This is a genomic window from Desulfosporosinus youngiae DSM 17734 (genome assembly GCF_000244895.1).
Taxonomy (GTDB): Bacteria; Bacillota; Desulfitobacteriia; order Desulfitobacteriales; family Desulfitobacteriaceae; genus Desulfosporosinus; species Desulfosporosinus youngiae.
In genome coordinates this window covers 1,276,464-1,292,685 of record NZ_CM001441.1, presented here as the reverse complement: position 1 = coordinate 1,292,685, position 16,222 = coordinate 1,276,464, and the positions used below count along the sequence as shown (strand labels likewise).

At 44.9% G+C, this 16,222-nt stretch carries 10 protein-coding genes; 1 reads left to right on the top strand and 9 read right to left on the bottom strand.

Annotated features, from left to right (window positions below; all coding sequences use genetic code 11):
* Nucleotides 1-366 precede the first annotated feature (366 nt).
* The 5 genes from DESYODRAFT_RS06320 to preA form a co-directional block, all read right to left on the bottom strand.
* Nucleotides 367-1,749, bottom strand: coding sequence for an 8-oxoguanine deaminase (locus DESYODRAFT_RS06320; RefSeq protein WP_042338282.1), 1,383 nt, complete (start codon nt 1,747-1,749; stop codon nt 367-369).
* Between the two features lie 91 nt (nt 1,750-1,840).
* Nucleotides 1,841-3,319: a pyridoxal-phosphate dependent enzyme gene (locus DESYODRAFT_RS06315; RefSeq protein ID WP_007780873.1), complete on the bottom strand. Its 1,479-nt coding sequence runs from the start codon at nt 3,317-3,319 to the stop codon at nt 1,841-1,843.
* Between the two features lie 147 nt (nt 3,320-3,466).
* Nucleotides 3,467-4,708 (bottom strand): threonine synthase, encoded by a 1,242-nt coding sequence (gene thrC, locus DESYODRAFT_RS06310; protein WP_007780871.1) that lies wholly within the window; start codon nt 4,706-4,708, stop codon nt 3,467-3,469.
* 10 nt (nt 4,709-4,718) lie between these two features.
* Nucleotides 4,719-6,047 (bottom strand): putative aminohydrolase SsnA, encoded by a 1,329-nt coding sequence (gene ssnA, locus DESYODRAFT_RS06305; RefSeq protein ID WP_007780868.1) that lies wholly within the window; start codon nt 6,045-6,047, stop codon nt 4,719-4,721.
* A gap of 86 nt (nt 6,048-6,133) precedes the next feature.
* Nucleotides 6,134-7,345 (bottom strand): NAD-dependent dihydropyrimidine dehydrogenase subunit PreA, encoded by a 1,212-nt coding sequence (gene preA / locus DESYODRAFT_RS06300; RefSeq protein WP_007780863.1) that lies wholly within the window; start codon nt 7,343-7,345, stop codon nt 6,134-6,136.
* Between the two features lie 482 nt (nt 7,346-7,827).
* Between preA and DESYODRAFT_RS06295 the strand changes: the two genes are divergently transcribed.
* Nucleotides 7,828-9,123 carry an IS110 family RNA-guided transposase gene (locus tag DESYODRAFT_RS06295; RefSeq protein WP_007780859.1) on the top strand — a complete coding sequence of 432 codons (1,296 nt, stop codon included), beginning with the start codon at nt 7,828-7,830 and terminating at the stop codon, nt 9,121-9,123.
* A 643-nt stretch (nt 9,124-9,766) separates the two neighbouring features.
* On the opposite strand, the gene DESYODRAFT_RS06290 is transcribed toward DESYODRAFT_RS06295, so the two are convergent.
* From DESYODRAFT_RS06290 to xdhB, 4 genes are all read right to left on the bottom strand, one after another.
* Nucleotides 9,767-11,116: a nucleobase:cation symporter-2 family protein gene (locus DESYODRAFT_RS06290; RefSeq protein ID WP_007780856.1), complete on the bottom strand. Its 1,350-nt coding sequence runs from the start codon at nt 11,114-11,116 to the stop codon at nt 9,767-9,769.
* 562 nt (nt 11,117-11,678) lie between these two features.
* Nucleotides 11,679-14,747 carry a putative selenate reductase subunit YgfK gene (gene ygfK / locus DESYODRAFT_RS06285; protein ID WP_007780854.1) on the bottom strand — a complete coding sequence of 1,023 codons (3,069 nt, stop codon included), beginning with the start codon at nt 14,745-14,747 and terminating at the stop codon, nt 11,679-11,681.
* An 83-nt stretch (nt 14,748-14,830) separates the two neighbouring features.
* On the bottom strand, nt 14,831-15,337 hold the full coding sequence (gene xdhC, locus DESYODRAFT_RS06280) for a xanthine dehydrogenase subunit XdhC (RefSeq protein WP_007780853.1): 507 nt from the start codon (nt 15,335-15,337) through the stop codon (nt 14,831-14,833).
* Nucleotides 15,330-16,211 carry a xanthine dehydrogenase FAD-binding subunit XdhB gene (gene xdhB, locus DESYODRAFT_RS06275; RefSeq protein ID WP_007780851.1) on the bottom strand — a complete coding sequence of 294 codons (882 nt, stop codon included), beginning with the start codon at nt 16,209-16,211 and terminating at the stop codon, nt 15,330-15,332. Before xdhB ends, xdhC begins: the two co-directional genes overlap by 8 nt.
* Between the last annotated feature and the right edge of the window lie 11 nt (nt 16,212-16,222).

Sequence of the window (16,222 nt, the reverse complement as noted above, 5' to 3'; positions counted from 1 at the left end):
TTTTTTCATATTGTGCAATAAAACGGAACATTTAATACGGTATTGAAAAACAATTTCTTGTTTTAGCTATTGACCTTCTATCTCCCCCTAAACCAATTCATTGACCATGACACCACAACCATTATCTTATGCAATTTTCGTGCCAACTAACGCATCAGAGGACGGTCCATTGACAGGTTTTGGGATGGAGTACCTCTGCTTTGGCCCTGCGAAGAAACGTAAAAAGATTATACCTCATAGGAAACCGATCATTTAGAAAAAGAAACCCACTAGATATTCCTTCGTATCTAGTGAGTATTTCAACACTCTATCTATCGATTTGCAATTTCGGTTGCCGGCTCGCTCACAATTTAGACCGTCCCTCGATCATGCTTTTTTCAAGCCTCGCTCTTTCCGTACTATTTCGGATGCGACTTGATGTGCTTTGCTGCGTATTTCCTCAGTATCTTGGGTAAGAAGCTGTCCTTTTCGTACAACCACCTTCCCGTTGACAATCGTGGTATCGACTAAGCTATGATTTCCGCAGCACACAATGGAGACTAATGGGTCATGAGAGCCTGCGTAGGCCACATCCTGGAGATCAATCAGAATAATATCCGCAGCTTTGCCCGCTTCCAGACGCCCGGTATCCGGACGGCCAAGAACATCCGCTCCCCCGCGCGTAGCACATTTCAGAGTCTCATAGGCGGAAAGACCTTCATCTTTATAGCGTAAATGGTTCAAAAGATAGGCTCTCCGAACTTCTTCCCAGATATTCGAACCATCATTACTGGCACTTCCGTCGACGGCAATCCCCAGTTTAGCACCCGCTTTGACCAGGTCTGACGTAGGGCAAATACCACTTCCCAGTTTCATATTCGAGCTTGGACAGTGGGCAACTCCCGATCCACTCTGAGCCAGAAGCCCGATTTCCCGCTCACTAAGATGAATTGCATGAGCAAACCAAACATCAGGTCCTATCCAACCCACATCTTCCATCAATTCGACCGGACGGCGTTCATATCGTTCCAAACAAAACTTTTCCTCATCAAGCGTTTCGGCCAAATGTGTATGCAGCATAACTCCATTTTCCCGCGCTAAAATTTGGGATTGACGCATTAAGTCGAGGGTTACAGAAAATGGGGAACAGGGGGCAAGCGCTAGTCTTGTCATCGCAAAGGGTGAAGGATCGTGATACTTCTCAATCAGGCGCTGAGAATCCTTGAGTATGGTCTCAGAGTCTTGAACCACCTCATCAGGGGGCAGCCCGCCTTCGCTTTTCCCTAAGGACATTGAACCGCGGGTCGCATGAAAACGAATTCCGATCTCATGGGCCGCGGTAATTTGAGTATCAATCAGATTGCTTGCTTGTCCTTTCGGGAAAACATAATGATGATCTGTTGTCAAAGTACATCCTGTGCGCAGAAGCTCACTAAAACCAACCATTGCTCCGTAATAAACCGCGTCCGGAATGATATGACGCCAAAATTCATAAAGGTTGACAAGCCAATAAAACAGCGGCATACCTTGGACCTCCGGCAGCCCACGAAACAGGGTCTGATAGAGGTGGTGATGAGTATTTACTAATCCGGGCAGCACGGCCTTTCCATGAGCATCAATAATTTGAGGTTTCTCCGAAGAAGGTAAGCTCAGGTTTTGTCCAAGGGCAATAATTTTGTTGTCTTCTATGAGAAGATCAGCTTTCTCCAATAGTTCGTCATGGTCATTGAAGGTAATTATATAGGAAGCATTCTTTATTAAGATTGACATATCTTTCACCCTTTCTAAAAAGAGGCAGTGGTTCCTGAGCAAGAACCGCTGCCTCTAAGATCATTAGATTCTAAATAGAATTATTAACTTGTCATGCTCCTTGTACTCTGGCATTAAATTCGTCAATCAGACGATCCAGTTCAGGTCCCATTTGGTGCAGCTTACCCCAGTATTCATCATAATCGTACCATTGGGCATTCAGATCATTTACATCATACTCTTGTTGTTCAATCCAAGTGTAGTACTTAAGGTTGTGGATGCGCTTTCTGGTCAGATAGGTTAACTCTTCCATCGAATCTGTTCTAATACCTAAAACATTTTTGTTATGATCAACAGCGGCATTAAGAGAGCTGTATTTATTCCCTCTTTCCTCTTCCATCTCACGTAACCTTGATTGATACATTTCAGCAGAGTCTGTAAGAACTGTCATCACAATATCATTCTCAGTCAACTCATAGTATTTGGCAAACTTAATACAGGAAAGGATATTTGCCGCACCGGAAATTCCAATCCAGGAAAGCTTGGCGATAACCTCTTCAGAAACTCCCTGCTCTCTTAAATAGTCTTGTCCTGCCTGTTCATTAACAAGACGGAACAATCCTAAGCTGTCATTGTCATCAATGGCTATCACCATATCTGTGTTTTTAACGTTATGAACCCAAGGGATATGTTTATCCCCAATCCCTTCAATCCGGTGTTCGCCAAAACCATTATTCAGTAACGTCGGGCATTGTAAGGCTTCGCCTACGGCGATCTTAGCCTGTGGATATTGATCTTTTAAGTAATCTCCGCTGCCCAGCGTACCCGCCGAACCCGATGTTAAGCATACACCCGCAACTTTTCCCTTCGGGCCGATTTCCGCTTTGATAATTTCGTGCATAGCATTGCCGGTGACTTCATAATGCCATAAGTGATTACCCAATTCTCCAAACTGATTAAAGATGACTACGTTATCACGGGTTCTTCGGAGTTCCCAGGTTTTATCGTATATTTCCTTAACATTACTTTCGCTGCCAGGGGTTGCTATAACCTCTCCGGCAACTGTTTTCAGCCACTCAAAACGCTCTTTGCTCATATTCTCCGGCAATATAGCAATTGATTTGCAGCCCAATAAAGCGGAATTATAAGCCCCGCCGCGGCAATAGTTACCGGTAGAAGGCCATACTGCCTCATGGTATTTTGGATCAAACTGTCCGCTGACTAAACGAGGGACTAAGCAGGCAAAGCTTGCTCCAACTTTATGGGCGCCCGTTGGAAAATACTTTCCTGACATAGCAAAGATTCTAGCCTTAACCCCAGAAATTGCAGGGGGAATTTCGATATAGTTCGGCAACTGATTATATAAACCGCCTTCTTTAACAGGCTGATTTTTCCAGGAGATTCTGAATAAGTTAATCGGATTGACGTCCCATAGCCCAGTCTTCTTTAATTTTTCCTTGACGGATTCAGGTATTTTATTGGGGTCTTTCATTTGTGCTAAAGTCGGAATAACAATGTCCTTTTCCTTAACACTTTGAACCGTTTTCTTAAGCTGCTCTTCATTAATTGTTAAATCAATCAGACTTTTCATAAGTGGACCTCCTTAATTTTCGAGGCTCGGAACTCCTTCTTCGCTCCTCATCCTCTTGCTTCACTTATTGCAACTCACGTTCCAAGCCTTGCCTAACGCGACTAGAACTCTGCTTATCGCGCTTGTGCCACGCGCATCAAGCGTCGATCAGACTTTACCTTTTAATTTAACCAACAATTCTTCCAAGGATGGATCAACTTTGATGGGTTCGCCAACAGCCTTAATCGCATTTTGAACATCCTTTAATCCATTACCCGTCACAATCGAAACAACCTTTTCGTCGGCTCCGATAATCCCTTTTTCCACCAGGACCTTGAGTCCCGCTGTACCGGTCACACCGGCAGGTTCTCCAAAAATACCGCTCGTTCTGCCCAGTTCACGCATGGCCGCCAGGATAGCTTCATCAGAAACGGCTATCATAGTGCCGCCCGATTCGCGTACAGCGTTTAAAGCCTTATCCGGATTGCGGGGCACACCAACCGCGATACTGTCGGCAATGGTATTCTCTTCCTTAGGAACCCAAGGACGATCTTCCAGGAAGGCATCGACGAGAGGGCAGCATCCTGTGGATTGAACTCCTGCGATTTTAGGCAAACGATCAATCCACCCGGCATTATAAAGGTCTTTGAAACCTTTCCAAACACCTGCAATGGTGCAGCCGTCCCCAACCGAAAGGATTACCCAATCCGGTACTTCCCAGTTCAACTGCTCTGCAATCTCCAGAGCAACTGTCTTCTTACCTTCAACTAAGTAAGGATTAATAGCGGCATTTCGATTATACCACCCAAAGCGTTCGATCGCTTCCGCCGAAAGTCTGAAGGTATCCTCATATGAACCCTGTACACTAATCACCGTCGCTCCAAAGATCAGCAGCTGAGCGACTTTCCCTTGGGGTGCGCGGCTTGGGACGAAAATAACCGATTTAATACCCATAGCAGCCGCGCTGCCTGCTAAGGAAGAGGCGGCATTTCCCGTGGACGAAGCTGCAACCGTCGGAGCCTTTTCCTCCACTGCTTTAATAACAGCAATGATCGAAGCGCGGTCCTTCAGGGAAGCTGTCGGATTTTGTCCGTCATCTTTAACATACAGATTACTCATTCCCAGACTCTTCCCTAACCCCTGTGGTTTATAAAGAGGACTCCAGCCTACTCTTAGATGAGGACGAGCGGAATCGGGACCAATCGGAAGAAAAGGCAGGTAACGAAAAATTGAATAGTCTTTGGACTGGCTTAATTGCTCACGAGAAGTCAGCTGATTGATGACTTTATAATCGTATTCAACATCCATGATCCCGCCTTTTTTGCCGCAGGTAGGGCAGGTATATGTTCCCGCTTGAGCAGGAACTTGTTTTCCGCAATCAATACAGCGGAGTCCTAACACATTCTTCATCAAGATCACCTCAAATTCTATTCCAAAGTGCTTGGGCTAATTCTCTGGAACGAGCACCAATAGCTTCTTCATCAATATCGACGAGTTTCCTGTCAAGCATGCGTACACGTCCGTTAATAACCGTTGTTTCAACCGACCGGCCTGAAACTCCAAAGAGCAGATGCCCTGTCCAGTTATTTGAATTCAGAGGAGTTGGCGGCACATAATCAACCACAATAACATCCGCCCAAAATCCTTCGGCCAATTCTCCAAATTTCCCTCCGAACAAATCCGCGGCGATCTCAGGGTTGTTTCCATAGAGCATTTGCGGCACCTCGCCCCAGGCGACACTTGGATTGGCTGCGGCGTGTTTATGAAGTACGTTGGCAACTTTGCCGCTTTCAAACATATCGCATGTGTAGCCATCGGTACCCAGACCCACTTTAACCCCTTCAGCGAGCATTTTTAGAACCGGGGTTACCCCTACGGCATTGCCCATATTTGATTCCGGATTATGGACAACCTGAGTTTGAGTTGTTTTTAAAAGATCGATTTCATGATCATCGATATGGACACAGTGTACCGCAATGGTTTTCGGTCCTAAAATCCCGAACTTTTCTAATCGCTCGACAACCCGCACGCCATATTTAGAGAGACTATCCTCTAAGTCTTCTCTTCCTTCGGCAACATGAACGTGGAATCCTGCGCCCAGTCGCTTGGCTTCCTCGCCGCATTTAGTCAAGGTTTGATCGGATAAGGTCAGCGAAGCATGAAGCCCGAACATTCCTGCAACCATAGAGTCCGGCTGAGCCTGACACGCCGCAATGAAATCGGCATTCTCTTTAATACCCTCTTGAGCAATCGCGTCTCCATCCCGGTCTGAGACTTCATAACAGAAGGCAGCACGTACTCCCATTTCTTTAGCCGCTTTAGCTAAAGTAGCCAAACTTCCTGTAATCGCCATCGGGCTGGCATGATGGTCAATAATCGTCGTCGTCCCTGTCTTGATACACTCAATCAAAGGAGTCAGGCCACTGTAGTAAACATCATCAAGGGTCAGAAGCTTATCAAGTTTCCACCAAAGTCCCTCTAGGATATCTCCAAAGTTTTGAGGGGCCTTGCTTTTAGCATCCATTCCCCGTGCAAATGTGCTGTAGAGATGCATATGGGTATTAATCATTCCTGGCATAATAAGCTTTCCGCGCGCGTCAATAAACTCCGCATCGGGAAACCGGGTTTTTAAATCTTGGGTCGAACCTACTTCTAAGATCTTACTGTCTTGAATTAGAACCCCGCCGTTTTGAATAACCTGATTACTTTTACCGAGGGTTAAAACCGTACCATTAGCAATCAATAGCATATAACATTCATCCTCTCTATTATAAATAATCTGTTCGTGAGCTTAAACCTATTTTAATATCCGACAAGCGCGCCTCTATTTGATTACTAAACTAAAGGCGAACATTTTAGTTCTCTGCCAGGTCGGATCAAAATTATCGCGTTCAAAGCACATATGGCGCGGCAAATACCGCAGCCAATGCAGTTATCTGCTTCAACCTCAGGAAATCCATTAGTCCAGATTATTGCATTATGTCCGCCGGACCGGCAAGCAGTGTAGCAAGCCCCGCAGGTATCACAGATTTCTTTTTGAATATGAGCAACCACTTGAATCCCTCTCGGCAGCCAAGAATGTTCTACCAAGTATGGCAGTGACTTTCCAATGACATCCGTTAGGCTCTGAAACCCTTTTTCGACCATCCAACTTTCCAGCCCTTGTTTCAGGTCTTCAATGATTCCTAAGCCAAAACGCAGAACAGCCGTACATATTTGTAAGGTACTGGCCCCCAGAAGAAGGAATTCGGCACTATCCTGCCAAGTTGTAATTCCACCGCTTGCCGCAATATCCAGATCCACTTTCTGAGCGATTTCGGCCGTACAGCGCAGAGCAATCGGTTTTAAAGCGGGACCGGAAAGTCCCCCATAGGTTGAAAGTCCGGCTATGTTGGGATAAGGAATCAGGGTATCCAAGTTTACACCGGTAATACTTTTTATGGTGTTGATGGCACTGACTCCGTCAGCACCGCTGCGCTCGACCGCTTCAGCTGTAGCTATTATATCTGAATCCAGCGCAGATAATTTTATGACAACAGGAACATCTTCCGCCGCTTCCTTGACCCAACTCGCGATTTGCTCAGTCCCTACAGGCTCTTCTACCTTCGTACACAGGGTCCATTCAGTTCCATGGGGATGCCAGATACTGCATTCAATAATATCGGCACCTGCGGCAATAAAACGCTTGGTTAAGGTTTGCCAGTCATCCTTAGTGAAAGCCATGATACTAGGGATGACGATCTTATTCGGAAACCGTTCTTTGAGAATTCGCACATTTTGTTCAATAGTTTCTACCGAGTGTTCCGAAACAAGATCAATATTTTGTAAGCCAATAAAAGCTGCTTCTTGTTCCACACGCGTAACCATAGGGAATACACGGCTGACAATTCTGGAATTAAAAGCAACGGTCTTCAAGACTGCCCCAGCCCAACCTGATTCAAAAGCCTGAATCAAGAGCTCCAAATTATCTGTACTGGGCGAAGGAGCCAGGATAAAGGGGTTCTCATGTTTTATTCCGCAAAAATCAACGGATAAATCGACGGTCATTTTTTAAAGCCCCTTCGTTGAGTTGTTTATTCAGGTACCAGCAGAGGATGAAAAAGAGAGTGCCCTCGGGTCGGGCAGTTTCGCCCACATCCGCTTACCTCAGCATTCCGAGGCTGGCCCACTCGCCGGTGCGGGACTTCGCCAAACCTCCGGGTAATACCTTGTAAGATAAGTATAGGGTTTGTGGGTTAAAACCTCTCCGAACGTTCTTTGAAAACACAATCATCATTGTTCAGATGGGTTTGACCACACTATCCCAAACATAAATGCTATAATCATTTTTGTCAGAGAGATAGACGTGTGCAGTACCTTGGATCCCTTTTTAGGACTTATCCGTACATCAGCGTGTCACTCCACAAGAATGATTCAATGGTTAGCTGGTTGGGTCACGACGTTTAGTGTTACCCGTTTCAAAAGCAAGGCTGTTTGCCATTCTTATTTGTGGATACTCTGATTTATCGTTTTCGAAAGGTTGTGTTTTTTTGTCCCATTTTTTGAATGACTTCGTTATCGGAATTGATGCTTCTTCCGAGTTCTCTATCGTTGCTATGCTTGCTCCCAATGGTGAACTCATCCGTAAGCCTTTCAGGATTGATCATAGTCCTGCCGGTTTTCATAAACTGCTCGAGATTCTAAAAAAGGAAGAAGAGCGGTTAGAACGAAAGCCCATCTACTTCGTAGAATCTACGGGTATCTTTCATTTACCACTCTTCTTCTTCTTGAAATCGAATGACTTCAAGGGCTTTGTACTTAACCCTTTGTGTGTTCATTCTACCAAGAATATCGACATAAGAAAAGTGAAAAATGATAAAAACGACGCCGTAGCTATTGCTAAGCTCGCTAAATATCAGGATATAAAGGTTTCAATAGTTCCTGAACCCCAAATTCTAGCGCTACGGATGATGACGAGGGATTACTACACTTATTCTGATCTGCTCACGGAGATGAAGAACCGACTTTGTACGGATCTTTACCTGCTTTTTCCGGGATTCGTTCATGTATTCTCTGGAGCCCTTGGAAAAACAGCTTTAACGGTTCTAAAGAACTACCCTTCGCCAAGAGCCGTTAAGGAGGCGGATATAGAGACACTTACTTCCTTAATCTCACAAACAAGCCGACACGGTACTAAGTGGGCTTCTGAGAAAGCGAGAAAACTTCAGGAATGCGCTCAACTTAGTTCTTCACTGCCCAGCGAATTCTCGCTACTTGATGCTAAAATCAACGTTCATATTGATGGTATCGAGAGCATACAGGCCAGTATCAATGGGATTGAAGCACAAATCCATAAAATGATTGAGTCTAATGAGTTTCCAGTAGAAGCAAGACGGAATATTGAGCTTCTCGATGAAATGCCTGGCATTGGTTTTTTAACAGCGGCTACGCTTATTGCAGAGATTGGAGACGTTAGTCTCTTTAAATCGCCCAAAGCCTTTACAGCCTTCTTTGGGATTGATCCCTCCGTTAATCAGTCTGGCAAATTCAAGGGTGACAAAATCAAGATCTCCAAACGAGGTACACGATTTGGAAGAAGAGTTCTTTTTACGATCGCTATGGCCTGTATCAGGACAACAAGTAAGGGTGGACTTAATCCTGTCTTGCGGGAATTCTATACCTCGAAATGTGTCACTAAGAAGAAAAAAGTAGCCCTCGTTGCTGTCATGCACAAACTTCTTCATTATATCTTTGCTGTACTACGTGACCAAAAACCCTACGAACTTAGAAAGCCCGAGGACCACCAAGCTTGGAGAGCAACAAAGATTCGTGAAGCTGTGGCCTGATACCATGTTCAATGAAGACAGATTGTCTAATTCGTGTCAAGGGTGACACGAGGGATACCGGAGGCCTTTAGGGCCAAGGATATGCTCGCTGGCATCCCATTGACACGAGCACAGTAGCCAGACGCTTAAAGACTGCAAAGTCTCTTCTGCCCCAAAGAATCACCCACGACCAAAGAGAGTTTGCCTGGCTAGCGCCGAGCGACTAGAGACCCTTATTTTAGTCATTGTTCGGCTTTTCAATGGCTTTGTTTGCAATACCATTCTTTCAAACAGGTGAAAAGGGTGAATTCATTGAAAAAGTTCTTGACTTCTATTAGCTGGTCTGATGTGAACCCGTGGCTCCGTCTCCCCGCACCGTCTTGTGGGCTTTTACCGCCTCTCCATGCAATGGGTTCGCTTCTGTGGACGAAGCTGCCCTGCTTGCAGGTCTAGGGATTCTTCTGCATGTCTTTCGGGCCTTTAATTTTTAAGAGTAGCCGCCTGCCGTGGCACCAGCAAATGATGAAAATAGGTTCCTTGGGTCTGTAAGATTCTTCAGGAGTTTTGAGAAGTATTTTTCAAAGTAGTATATAACGCAAGTTTATACTCTGACTAGTATAGCATGGAAAAAAGGGAGAGAGGATTCTCTCTCCCCCCAGGCACATTACTCACGAATTCCTGCGTTCGCTTTGAGTTCGTCTAAGTCTCCTGCCCCTTGGCTTCCATTAAAGAAAGCATTGAGGATAATTGCCGTGATTGAACCTAATGTGATACCACTGTGCATGATCGTCTGGCTCCAGGCCGGGAAGTTTTGGAAGAAGTTTGGAACCATAACCGGAATCACACCAATACCTATACTAATGGCAACAATAAAAATGTTGGTATGGTTTTTTTCGAAGTCCACCTTAGCAAGAGTTTTGATTCCACTTGCAGCAACGATACCGAACATTGCGATTCCAGCTCCGCCAAGAACTGCATTAGGCAGGGAGGCGATAATCGTAGCCATCTTGGGGAATAGTCCCAAAACAACCAGGATCAAACCGGAAGTTGCTACTACGAAACGGCTCTTTACGCCGGTTAAGCCGACCAAGCCTACGTTCTGGGCAAATGCAGTGTAAGGGAAGGCATTAAAGACACCACCGAGAGCAGTCGCTAATCCATCTGCTCTTAAACCTGCAGTAAGTTCCTCTTGCCCAATCTTTTTACCGACCATTTCACCAATAGCCAGGAAATCACCCGTAGATTCAACCATAACAACTAACATAACCAAAATCATGGAGATAATCGCGCCGATATCAAAGATAGGTAATCCATAGTAAAATGGTGTTGTAATGCCTATCCAAGGAGCATCAGCCACATCCGCAAAGCTGACCAGGCCAAAGGGGATGGCTACTATAAGGCCGATAATTAACCCAAGCAATACGGCGATGTGAGAGAGAAAGCCTGTAAATAGCTTGTTGATCAGAAGAATACTTACAAGTACGACTGTCGCAATGAAAATAAAGGTTAACGAACCAAAATTCGGATTACCTACTCCGCCCCCGGCCCAGTTTATACCTACTGGCAAGAGAGACACCCCGATGATGGTGATAATAGTTCCCGTAACAATTGGCGGGAAGAAGCGAATTAACTTACTAAAGAAAGGTGCCGCTAAAAACGTAAATAGACCAGCTACAATAACAGCGCCAAAGATCATCGTCATTCCGCCCGTCTGAGCCATGATGACCATGGGCGTTACAGCAGCAAATGTTACCCCTTGAATTACCGGAATTTTGATTCCGATTTTCCAGATTCCTAAGGTTTGGAGCAGAGTAGCAATTCCACAAGTGAATAAATCTGCGTTAATCAGAAAGGCAGTTTGCGCCGGAGTCAATTTTGCTGCTCCTGCAATAATCAAAGGTACCGCAACCGCTCCAGCATACATGGCGAGTACGTGCTGTAATCCATACAAAAAAAGTTTTCCGGCAGGTAGCATTTCGTCAACTGGTGCGACTCCATTATTGGTATTTGCCATTGTTAACTTTCCTCCTTATTTTCAGTGCGGTAAATTAAATGTAAACGATGTTCACCTCCTTATGATGCTTGTCCTTGAGTAAGTCCCGCAACTAATTCAAGGGGTCTACTTCGCCTTGACCTCTTCAGAAAACTTAAAAGCCTCTGTAACCAAGGTCTGCTGCGAAGCATTGAATTTGGGGTCAAGGGTCCTTGCCAGGAGCAATTCGCGCCTATGCTTTCTTTCAGTAGCAATATTCGTGCCAACTCGACAGATTAGACTAAAGTTGCCTAAAACACGACTTTTTTCTACTTTGATCTCGAATTATCTTTATCATAATAATAAATTTTATTCGAACTTCAGACTCTCTTTTCGAAAAAATGCCGAGTTTTGAGGTAAAAGATGGTTATGTAGATCTTATCATTATGATAAACACCTATACCTTAATGATAAGATTTTTTAATATAAGGGTCAATTTTTTCGATCACGAATAAAAAATCCACCGAAAGCAAACTACCTTACCCTATTTAATTTGAGATCCAGAGAGGCCAACCCGAAAGTTCGGCCTCTCTCAATATGTGCATTAGTTTAATACTTTATACAGATACTCATAGTCTTTATAAACGGTCCAGACAAAAGCCGCCATCTTCTCATCCATCGGCACATCCGTATTGCCTGATTCATCAAACTTCACCTTAGTTATTTTCTCATCTAAGCGAAGCATAAATTCACCCTTAGATCCATTGTCTAAGAAATAGAAGCCGATATTAGGACTGTCATTGAAATCCTTCTCAGTCCAGAACAGAGTTAATTTGACCTTATAGGGTTCACTGGAATATGGGCAGAATGTTCCGCAGTTACCGCAGACATTACACATCCCATCCACGTGCAGGATCTGATTCATATTGGTTAAACCTTTACCATTAACCGGAATCATCAGGTTAGCACGGTTCGGGCAAACCTCGGCACAGATATTGCACACTTTGTTGCACTCTAAACATCTGTCAGATTCCAGTTTGTGATCAGCAACAGGCTTCATTACTGCTTTCTTTTCAGCGATCTCTAATAACTGTTTTTGATGATCAAAGGAGATGTTTGATGTATACTCCTGTTTGAATTCACGCTGCTCTTTTTCCAGAATGGCTTTAGCCGCCATTGTGCCATGCTTGGCAGCCCCGACCACAGTCCAGGGGCCAACAAGGGCATCTCCGCCAATGAAGACATTTTCCACGCTGGTTTCCAGAGTTTCATCGTTAACGAGGATTTTACCCTTTTCTCCTATTTCGATGCCATTATTTTTCAAGACATCATAATCAATAAGTTCTCCGATCGCCGAGAGAACGGTATCAACCGGCAATTCTTCGAACTCGCCCTCTACAGCGACCGGTCTCATTCGTCCCGAGGCATCCGGTTGACCCAATGCCATCTTCTGACATTTCAAGACACCTTTTGTTAAGGAAATCGGAGCCAGAAGTTCCTTAAAGATTACCCCATCTTCCTCCGCATAGATTAATTCCTCATGGTCTGCAGGCATGTAGTCTTTGGTTCTGCGATAAACAATGTAGACATTCTCTACACCTTCCACTCTCAGAGCAGCACGGGCTGCATCCATTGCGGAATTACCGCCCCCGACAACCGCCACGTTCTTGCCAAGTTTCAGAGCATCTTTGTTGGCATTAAAAGACTCCAAGAAGGGAATCGCTCCCATTACTTGCTCTGTATCCCCTTGGATATCGAGATTATTGGTTTTCCCTGCACCGATTGCTACATAGACATACTTGAATCCTTTTGCCTTGTAATCCGCCACGGAAAAATTCGGATCAATTCCAAATTCAAACTTGACGCCCATCTTTTCAATAAGCTTAATATCCTTGTTAATGGCTTCTCTCGAAATTCTGAATTCCGGGATCACGTATTCAACCGTACCGCCGGCTTTCGCCCGTTTGTCAAAAACAGTGACCTCCAGGCCGCCTTTGGCAAGGAAATACGCGGCAGCCAGACCGGAAGGACCCGCTCCAATGACGGCAACTTTGGCGGAGGACTCGGGTTTAAGCGCAGGAATCTTCTGCATGTAGGCATCATATCCTTTTTCAGCAGCCACTAATTTCTGTCCGCGGATATGAACGGATTCATCATAGTCCAAACGAGTACACTTGGTCATACAATTGTGAGTACAAATTGTCCCCGTAATGAAGGGGAATGGGTTTTTGGAAACAATGACATCGAAGGCTTCCTCATACCGTCCTTCTCCTACCAAGCGCAGATACTCCGGAACATCCTGTTCAATAGGACACCCCACTGTACAAGGCGCAATGAAGCAGTCAAGCACAGGCAGCTTAAGCTCAGTTTTCCGGTTGATCAAATCTCTCTTTTCTTTAAGATGATTGGCATCATTAAATGCGCTTTCTGCCAGAGCTTGCAATTTGTTCATATCAAGTTTACCGGCTTCTTTATTCGTCATAAGCGGATCTAAGATTTCAGCCATTTGCTTAAAGCGCATGTAGGCTCCCGGTTTTAAAAGGGTTGTAGCTACTGTAATCGGCTGAATACCCGTTTCAAAGATGCGGTCAATATTAAAGGCATCCGCTCCGCCCGAATAGGAAATTTTGAGATCCCCCTCGAATTCAGAGGCTAACTTATAAGCCAGGTTAATGGTTAAGGGGTAAAGCGCTCGTCCGGACATATACATTTCTTCGCCCGGCAACTCCGATCGGCCAATTTTCACCGGCAGCGTGTTGGACATCTTAACGCCAAAGTCTTTATGCTGCTCTTTGGCAAATACTTTAAGACGTTTTAGCATCTCTACTCCATCCGTAAATTGGAGGTCATGGGTAAAGGATTCTTCCCTGAGCAGAATATACTTATATCCCATTTTATCGAAGGTATTCCTTACATACTCATAACCCAAAAGGGTCGGATTCATCTTAACAAAGGTATGCAGCTTCTTCTCACTGAGCAAATACTTTATGATGGCTTCAATTTCCGCCGGCGGACAGCCATGCATGGTCGACAAAGTGATGGATGTGCAAATATTTGGGGAAATCTGTTCAATATAGGATCTATCAATGTTCTTAAACTGATCAATGTTCTCAAGCAAAGAAGCCAGACACTCCTTAAAAACGGCGGTTCCCGAAGCATCTTTAAGCCCCTCAATAAATTGATCGACTTTAGGAGATTGGATTCCTTTTAGGTCATACCCTACGCTCATATTAAACATAAAGCCGCGATCGCTTTGACCAAACAGCTCTTTTTGTAAAACATGAAGTGCAAACCAGGCTTTTACATACTCGTCAAAAGCACCCATAATCGGAAGCTCTGTAGACCACTCAGTGTTGTAACATTCATCCTCAGCCAGAATACAAGGCTTCGGAATCTCTAATTCATCCATGATTTGGACTGATTTTAGTTCGAAGAAACGGCTCCCGCTTAAATAAGAGGCAATAATATTTTGAGCGAGCTGAGTGTGCGGACCAGCAGCCGGGCCTACCGGAGTGTCCATAGTTTCGCCGAAAAGCTGAATCTGTCCGCCACTATTTTTTCGAAAAAACTTCACGTCGGATACACCAAAAATTGTTTGAGACCGTTTATATTCCTCAAATGTCCAATTAATCAGTTTCTGAAAGGGAATCGGGATCATTTTGTCACTCATCATTATTCATCATTCCTCAATTCTTTTAGTTGTTTTCATTTATTTGATCTTCAGAAGAAGCTAAAACCCCTTCAGAAGTAAATTCCTTACTCGCCTCTATAATGGGGACTATCTACGCAGGTACAAACATGCCCTTCCAAAGACTTTTCAGCTGCTTTCAAAATACTCTGATAGCCCGTACAACGGCATAAATGGCCCGAGAGTTCCCGCTTCAGTTCATCTCTAGTGTAGTCTTTGCCACTCTCTTTCAGAGCCGTAGTCGTCAGCACCAGTCCGGGGGTACAGAAACCACACTGGACAGCCCCCTCTTCAACAAATGCTTTCTGGACATCAGAAAGCTCTCCATTTTTCTCAGCTACACCCTCAATGGTTCTAATATCCTTACCATCTGCCCAAACTGCCAGGTAGATGCAGGTATCATAAGGAGTATCATCAATGAGTACGCTGCAAGCCCCGCATTCTCCGACCCCACACCCTTGTTTGGCACCGGTAAAGCCTAAGTGACTTCTCAAAACATCGAGCAGCGATTCGCGCACATCCACCTCAAAATTGTAAGATTTCCCATTTACCGTAAAGGCAATTCGTTTAAACAAGTTCCGCACCTCCTGCGTTGACAATGGCTATTTTCAGAGCTCTTTGCGTGAGTTCTTCCACAAGATGCTCCCGATACTCTTTCGAGGCCCGCCATGAGGTTCGCGCCTTTGTTGATTTAACCGCCAACTTACCAATCTCCGCTAAAGTTTCAGATGAAACAGGCTTCCCTTTGGCATACTCTTCCGCCTCAAGACACCTTAAGGGAGTCGGACCCGCAACCCCAAGCCCAATTCTAACCTCAGCAAAATATCCGCTCTGCAGTTTGCATACGGCCGCCACTCCAAGCGTCGCGATATCCATCGCTTCCCGCATAGCAAACTTGATATATTGTCCGCCAAACCCTTTGTAATCCTCTGGTAAAATAAGAATTTCGGTGAGAATTTCCCCCGGATTCAAAGCAACCTTGCCCGGTCCTAAATAGAATTCGCGGATCGGAACGATGCGTTCCCCGTTCTTATGCTGTAATTTCAACCGGGCATTCAGGGCAAACAATGAAGAAGCACTATCTGCAGACGTCGCTCCATTGCACACATTTCCGCCAATGGTTGCAATATTTCTGATTTGCGGACCTCCCATAGAGACAGCCGCTTGGGTTAAAATCGGAATGACCTCCCGAAGAATAGGATTGTTGAAAATCATTGAAAAGGTGGCCATCGCACCGATAACCAAGGTCCCATCATCTGCAACACGAATACTTTCCAAGGATTTAATCTTGCGAAGGCTCAGGAGTTCAGCCTCTTCAAGCTGCCCTCCGTGCATTTTGATGAGAACATCCGTCCCACCCGCAATAAGTTTCAGATCGGAGTTTTCCGCAAGCATCGCAGCAGCTTCACTTACTGTTTCTGCATCGTAATATCCTTTAATATCGTACATCTCATCACCGC